Consider the following 7,386-nt stretch of genomic DNA (forward strand, 5'->3'; position numbering starts at 1 on the left):
ATCAATTTAAATATTATTTAAACAAAGATATCCTCAACTACATAAAACAATCCAATTATAATGTTTCTTTTTCGGATTATATTATCAATAAGTCAATGAAGGATTTATTTGCAAGCTATGAAGACCTCTTTGGCAAAACCAATCAATATTTTGAAGAAGACGGCGCTTATTATAAGTTTATGAAAGTAAAAGACAGCGACGACGAGGATTTGATTAATCAACGATATAACGAATTGATATACGCTGCCGATAAGTTTTTTGAGGAGCTTGATAAGTTTACATACCTTACGGATTCGTCTTTGAGAGGGACTAATTATCTACTGATGCCGACCAAAAACCTTATATCCGAAAAGTACGCGACATTAAAAACCGCTTTGAACTCTATAACAAAAAGAGCCCGCGGTGCGCTAGATGCCATTAAATACCAAACAGCTGGCGAGCGTAATGAAGAAAAATTTACGGTTGAACTAGGCGGCTTATTTGCGCAATATTTAATGGAAAATCCCCCGACTTTTCCGGGTAATGACATAGGCGAATTAAATTACACCGCGCCGTCTGAAACCGATCCTATTTTTCGGGAATATGAGTCTTTATTAATTGGATTAAAAGATATCGCCCAAAGCGATAACATTAATTCGTCCAATATGTTTTACGCTTATAACGAGCATATGATAAGAAAGGCTTATCAATATCTGACTACGCAAGAATTTGACCCGATTGACCCCAGCAAACAAAATCAAGAACTCAAAGAGCTTGAGACTTATATACAACAATTTAACGCCGCTATTAAGGGCGATAAGCTGACACTTGACGCGGCGCTGCCTTTTGAGGCGGTTATCAATTCGGGTTACTCCACAATTATTACAAAAGATATATATAACGAATACTTCAAACCCTATTATGACGATAAAGAGCAAGGGCGTCTAGAAGGATTAATGGATTCTATCAATCAAAAGCTAAATAAATACTCTTCGGCCGAGATTTTGTTCTATAATATTCCGGCTGAGTCTGTTGTGGCTAGTTTAAGCATTGAATATCCTTTTTTGCAAGAATCAGAGCTACAACAAGTCAAGTCTTTGCATGAGCAAAATCAAAAAGAGAAATTCGCTGAGTTCGCGGCGTTTTATAACGAATTAAAAAGCGAGTTCAAAAAGTTTACGCCGAGGTCCAAAACTTTGGACTCGCTGATAAAAAACACTAATTTTATAATAACCATAGAAGCGCGCGGGCTCAACGACAACCAAGCCCGAAAAATACAAGGATTTATCTTTACATCGCGTTATATGCTCAATTCATATATTACGCAAGCGCAATTTTTGATAGAAAACGACGCCGAATCCACCAATTACACCGCGCCCGAGTCGTTGAGCAAGGGATACGGGGCGATGGAGTTTATCTTTATCTTGACCGAGATTATTATTATGATTTTTGGCATAGTCTTGGCCTCGGGCACAATCGCGGGCGAGCACTCCGACGGCACGATGAAATTATTGCTAATAAGACCGCATACGCGGGGCAATGTGTTGCTGGCGAAGTTTTTGACTATATGCTTGGTCGTCTTCGTGTTTTTTGCCTTTAATTTTGTTGTCACCTTTTTGATAGGCGGGGTAGGTTGGGGCTTGAAAGGCGCCAATATGGCCCTGTCTATTTTTAACAGCAAGACGGCGCTGATACTGCATCCTGCGGCGGTAGTGTTTTTCTTGCATCTTTTTGGGTTTTTCCAATCAATTGTTTTTGCCTTAATATCCTTAACTATATCCACGCTATTCCGCTCCAGAAGCGGAGCGACCGCCGTTTCCATATTGGTTTACTTTGTGGCGTTTATTTTGGACGCGTTTTTGTCCGGTTTTGATTGGTATAAATATGTCATTTTTAATAATACCAACCTATTCCAATATATGAGCAGCACGGGCCCGGCAATAGCCGACTTAACGCTTTGGTTTTCATTGACGGTAACCTTAATTTATGTCGCGATAATGGCTATTATATGCTTTTTCACTTTTGCCAAAAGGGACGCTAATTAAAAAGCCCTATTAGTTTAGGGCTTTTTTCCAAAATTTTTTAGTTTTTTTAGTTTGCATTCTGCTAATAATATCAAAAAAATAATGCCTAATTTCTTTTATTTTAGATAAAAAACAGTTTACAATTATGTCTATAATGAATATAATAATTGCGATTATATATGGTTTTTTAGGAGCGCTTAATGAAAAATAAGCTTGATTATATTCTTTGTCCTAGATGCGAATTAAACTATTTTGTATCCAATAAAAACCAGAAGTATTGCACGGTATGCCTTGCCGAAATGAATAAAGCCGACCCCAATATATTAATCCCGGAAGACGAGGACGGCGATTTGGAAATCTTATGCCCCGCATGCAAAATTAACTATATGTCGCCCGATGAAGAAATGTGCTTTATTTGCGCAAAAGAACAAAGCGACAAGGCGGCTGACGGCGAGGTTGATTGGGAGAAGATTGAAGAAGAACCCGCGGTTGAAGACGAGCCCATAGAGATATCTTTGAGCGAACTGAAAGAAGAGGAAGAAAGGGAAGAAGAAAACGAGCCTGTTTTGGACGATGATTTTGAGGATGACTTTTTTGATGACTTTGATGATTTTGAGGACGATTTTGAGGACGGGGAAAATTAAGCTTCTGTATAATGGTTAATATAAACCAAAAAAAGGTAAGCACATTATAAATAGCTTACCTTTTTTTATGTGTTTATTTGATTGTTTCCTTGGTTGTTTTTTCAATTTTTTTAAAAGCCCAATAATTACGCGCCTTCAATCAACATCTTGTCGGCGACCAAAGCGATAAACTCGCCATTGGTGGGTTTTTCGTTATTGCTATAAACCTTTACCCCGAAAAGCGAGTTAATATTTTCAATCTTGCCCCTATTCCAAGCCACCTCAATAGCGTGACGGATCGCGCGTTCTACCTTGGACGAACTGGTATCATATTTTTGAGCGATTGAAGGATATAATTTTTTGGTTATAGAATTGATTATTTCGGGATTTTCAATTGTCATTTTGATTGCTTCTCTCAAAAACTGATAACCTTTAATATGGGCGGGAATGCCCACGGTGATAAAAATATTGGTGATTTTTTCTTCTGTTGATTTTTGCCTAATACGATTAATAGGTTCCGCCATATGGTAATCAGACATTATCTTGTCCATTATGCCCGCGTCTTTTATGGACGGTTCGTCATTAACAATGCTTAGCAACCTCTTTCTCAAAATCATAAAATCAAACGGCTTTATCATGTAATAAGTGGCGCCCAGTTTTAAAGCTTTTAGGATAAAGCTTTCTTGACTTAGAGCGCTAAGTATCAGAAACTTTGGCACATAGTCTTTTACTGTTTCCATAACGCCAAAACCGTCAAGCTCGGGAAGAACAATATCTAGAATTACCACATGCGGCTTAAACTGTTCAATTTTGGCTACGCCTTCCAGCCCGTCAACCGCTGTCATTGCAATTTCAAAATCCGGGTCTTTCAAAAAAAAGTCTTTCAGCATAGCGGTAATTTGCGGACTGTCTTCAATAATCCCCAATCTTACTTTTTGCATATTCCCTCCTTTATTATAATAAAAGAATATCATAAATACCAACAAAATTAAATACATTCTATAATAATTTTGTAAAAAATTAAGAATATTTTACAAAATTATTTAATTTTTTGTCGAAACTACCAAATATAACTACATATTTGTGTTAATTATACTATATATTGTGGTTTTGTCGCGTTTTTTGAAAAAATTTTTTTGTGGGTAAACATTCTTTTAAAAAAACATCCGCTTCTAATTTCAAGAAGCGGATGTTTTTAAAATTTATAGACTTTGCTAATAAATCATTAGTCAACGGGTCTTACATAATAGTTGCCTCTGTTCTTGAAAAGGATTTTAGTGCCTTCAACAACTGCGGTCAATGGATTAGGCGCGATCTTGATTTCAAGACCTAGTTGCTTGTTAAAGAATTCATCTACTCCGTCAATCAAAGCGCAACCGCCGTTGAGCGTAATGCCGTTTTCTATAATGTCGGCTGACAACTCAGCCGGAGTCGCTTGCAAAGCTTTAAGCACCGTATTGGCGATTTGGATGAACAACGGCCTTAAAACATCTCTGATTTCGGATTGTTTCAGTTCAATTCTTCTGGGCAGTCCGGTCAAAACGTCTCTGCCGTTTGCGTATGTGGTCTTGTCTTCGGGCAATTGAGCGCGCAAAGTGCCGATAACTTCTTTTATGCGTTTTGCGGTTATTTTGCCTATCAACAAACCATGGTTATATTGGACATAATTGATAATTTCATTATCAAAATAGTTGCCGGCTATGCGGATTGATTCGCTGACGACTATATCGCCAAGGGACAGCACGCCTATATCCGTAGTGCCGCCGCCCATGTCAATAACCATGCAACCGTTGGAGCTGTAAATATCCAATCCTGCGCCTATGCCGCCCGCCTTTACTTCTTCCTCAATAAACACATCGGGAACGCCCAACTTTTGAGCAAGCTGGATCATAGAATCGCGTTCTATTTGCGTAACTTCGGAAGGGCAGCAAATCAAGCAGGTTGATTTGGTTATGTCTATGTCCGTATTTTCAGCCTTTTTGAGCGCCAGCTCAATGAGCTTTTTGGCCGCGTCCATGTCCGAAATAACGCCGGATTGCAAGGGGCTGACTATTTTAATGCCCTTGTGGTTTCTTCCTATCATTTTTTCAGCGTTATTTCCCACGGCAAGAACTTCGCCTGTATAGTAATCAAACGCGATTACCGAAGGCTCGTTGAATATTATTCCTTCGCCTTCAACATAAACAAGCAAACTTGCCGTACCCAAGTCAATACCTATTTTGGCAGTGGTATTGGGGTTTCTCATAGAATTTATCATTCTAATAGGTTGTTGTTCAACTTGTTCTTTTACATCAATAGCATTGTTTTTCTTTTTCATACGTCACCCCTTTATAATTGAAGTGGATTAACCAGATAGTTGCCGCGGTTTTTGAGCAAGTATTTAGCGCCCTCAGCAACACAGGTTAATGGATTGTGAGCTACTCTTACGGGTACTTGTATCCTTGAACTTATAAACTCTTCCACGCCTCTTATCAAAGCGCCGCCGCCTGTTAGCAAAATACCGTTGAGGTAAATGTCGGCAGACAATTCCGGAGGCGTATCTTTTAGTACCGTTGCGATTAGCTTGACAATTTCTTCGTATGTAGGCAATATAATTTCCCTTATGTCGTCTGTTGAGACGTCAACATATTTGGGGATACCTACGACGATATCGCGACCGGCATAACGGTTAACGACAACGGGAGCGTTCTCGCGCAAGTCCGACAAATCCATTTTGCATCTTTCGGCTGTAAGTTCGCCAATCTCGACTTTTTGGTTCTTTTTGATCTGTTTGATAATTTCAGCGTCAATATAGTTTCCGGCTCTTCTTATTGTGCGGGATGTGACTATATCGCCAAAAGACAATACGCCAACGTCCGTGCTTCCGCCGCCTATATCTACAATCATCATACCTTTTGCCCTAAAGATGTCAAGTCCTGCGCCTAACGCAGCAGCCTTGATTTCTTCTTCAATAAACACGTCATTTATGCCCATGGTCTTAGCCAATTCAATCATGACATCTCTTTCAATCTTAGTTACTTCGGAAGGGCAACAAATAACGGCTGTTGAAGCTGACATTTGTTTTTCGGTTATGTTTTCAATCTTTCTCAAAACATAGGTCAAAAGCTCTTTGGCCGCGTGCATGTCGCTGATAACGCCGTTTCTTAAGGGCTTAATAACGACAATTTTGCTATGAGCTTTTCCTATCATTTGATGAGCGTCTGCGCCTGCGGCAACAATCTTTCCGCTTTCATAGTCAAACGCCACAACGGACGGTTCGTTAAATATTATACCTTTCTTTTCCACATAAACTAATAAGTTAGCAGTGCCGAGGTCAATTCCAATTCCCATACCTTCTGACATAGTTCATCCTCCTAATAATCACCGTAGTAATGTTGTTTTTCGTTCTTTAATAGTTTCTTTGTTCCGTCAATTACGGCGTTAATGGGATTAGTGGCGACCTTAACTTGTATGTGAGTAACATCTTCAATATACTCTTTAATGCCTTTTATCAAAGCGCCGCCGCCTGTTAGCAAAATGCCGTTATCGACTAAATCGCCCGATAATTCCGGAGGGGTGATTTCCAAAGTCGCTATCAAGGTTGATTTGATGGACTCAAAGCAATCAAGCAATATTTCCCTTACTTCTTCGGGGGTAATTACATCCATGCGGGGCAACCCGGTAACAAGGTCGCGGCCCATAGCGTTATAAGTGATGACATTACCCTCGTCGTCGCGAGGATAGTCCCCGGTCAAAGACGCAAGAGTTATCTTGATCTTTTCAGCTGTTTGAGGCCCGATTTCAAGCTTGTACTTTTCTTTTACATAATGCATTATTTGCTTGTCGAAATACTCGCCAGCCACTTTGGTTGATTTTGACAATACGACATCGCCTAATGATATTATGCCGAAACTGCTAGTGCCTCCGCCAATATCAATAACCATATGGCCGGAAGCCGCATATATACTTATTCCCCCACCTATCGCCGCCGCTTTGATCTCTTCCTCAATACGAGTATCTTCCACACCCAACTCTTTGCCTAAAATAACTATTGCTTCTTTTTCGGTCTCTGTAATCTCAGAAGGCGTGCAGATCAACAATCTGTTAATCTTGCTTGTCCCAGATGTGAATATCTTGTCAAAAGTAAACATCAAGATATCGCGAATTACATCAATATCCGAAATAACGCCGCCGTTAAGCGGTTTGATAACCTCCACTTTTTCGTGGACTTTGCCGACAAGCTGGGCAGCCTCAAAACCTACCGAAACGACCTTTTTTGTTTCTTTGTCAATTGCTATAATTGACGGTTCTTTAAAAACGGTACCCCTACCCTCGACATATATACGAAGATTAGCTGTACCCAGATCAACGCCAACGTTAATCTTTCCATCGTGCAACTTTTCGTTTTCAGTCATAAACTTCCTCCTTTAGTAGTCTTAACAAAGTTTTTTAAAAAAATTTTTTAGCTGTTGGGTGTCGGGCTGTTATGGGTAGTATATATATAAAATTTTGCGTCTTAAGAATTTAAACCTTAAGGGCAAAATGTTTCCAAAGTAGCAATTATCTTTTATATTTAAAAATACGGTATTTTTAAATATAAAAGAAATTTATTTTTATTAATTTGGGATTAAAAAAAGCATCTTATTTGCTTTTGTAATGCATTTGGAAGATTGTAAAATGAAGTGCAACGGGTAAAAAAAGATTCATAGTGAACCTTTATCTTTGTATAATAAGTTTGTAACACAAGATTATACAAAAGGAAAAGGCACTATGAATCAAGG

General features: G+C 39.0%; 6 protein-coding genes. 2 read left to right on the forward strand and 4 right to left on the reverse strand.

Features of this window, described 5'->3' with window-relative positions:
• Together GX756_00265 and GX756_00270 are read left to right on the forward strand one after the other, a co-directional pair.
• Positions 1 to 2,024: ABC transporter permease subunit (locus GX756_00265; GenBank protein ID NLC16304.1), on the forward strand; the 2,024-nt coding region annotated here is incomplete at its 5' end.
• Between the two features lie 179 nt (positions 2,025 to 2,203).
• Complete coding sequence (locus GX756_00270) at positions 2,204 to 2,647, forward strand: hypothetical protein (GenBank protein ID NLC16305.1); 444 nt, start codon at positions 2,204 to 2,206, stop codon at positions 2,645 to 2,647.
• Between the two features lie 125 nt (positions 2,648 to 2,772).
• On the opposite strand, the gene spo0A is transcribed toward GX756_00270, so the two are convergent.
• From spo0A to GX756_00290, 4 genes are all read right to left on the reverse strand, one after another.
• Complete coding sequence (gene spo0A, locus GX756_00275) at positions 2,773 to 3,567, reverse strand: sporulation transcription factor Spo0A (protein NLC16306.1); 795 nt, start codon at positions 3,565 to 3,567, stop codon at positions 2,773 to 2,775.
• 284 nt (positions 3,568 to 3,851) lie between these two features.
• A complete protein-coding gene (locus tag GX756_00280; protein NLC16307.1) occupies positions 3,852 to 4,871 on the reverse strand; it encodes a rod shape-determining protein in 1,020 nt (339 codons plus the stop codon).
• An 83-nt stretch (positions 4,872 to 4,954) separates the two neighbouring features.
• Entirely contained in the window at positions 4,955 to 5,968 is a 1,014-nt protein-coding gene (locus GX756_00285) for a rod shape-determining protein (GenBank protein NLC16308.1), read from the reverse strand.
• 11 nt (positions 5,969 to 5,979) lie between these two features.
• Positions 5,980 to 7,020 carry a rod shape-determining protein gene (locus GX756_00290; GenBank protein NLC16309.1) on the reverse strand — a complete coding sequence of 347 codons (1,041 nt, stop codon included), beginning with the start codon at positions 7,018 to 7,020 and terminating at the stop codon, positions 5,980 to 5,982.
• Between the last annotated feature and the right edge of the window lie 366 nt (positions 7,021 to 7,386).

The sequence above is a fragment of the Clostridiales bacterium genome (assembly GCA_012512255.1).
In the GTDB taxonomy this organism is placed as follows: Bacteria; Bacillota; Clostridia; order Christensenellales; family DUVY01; genus DUVY01.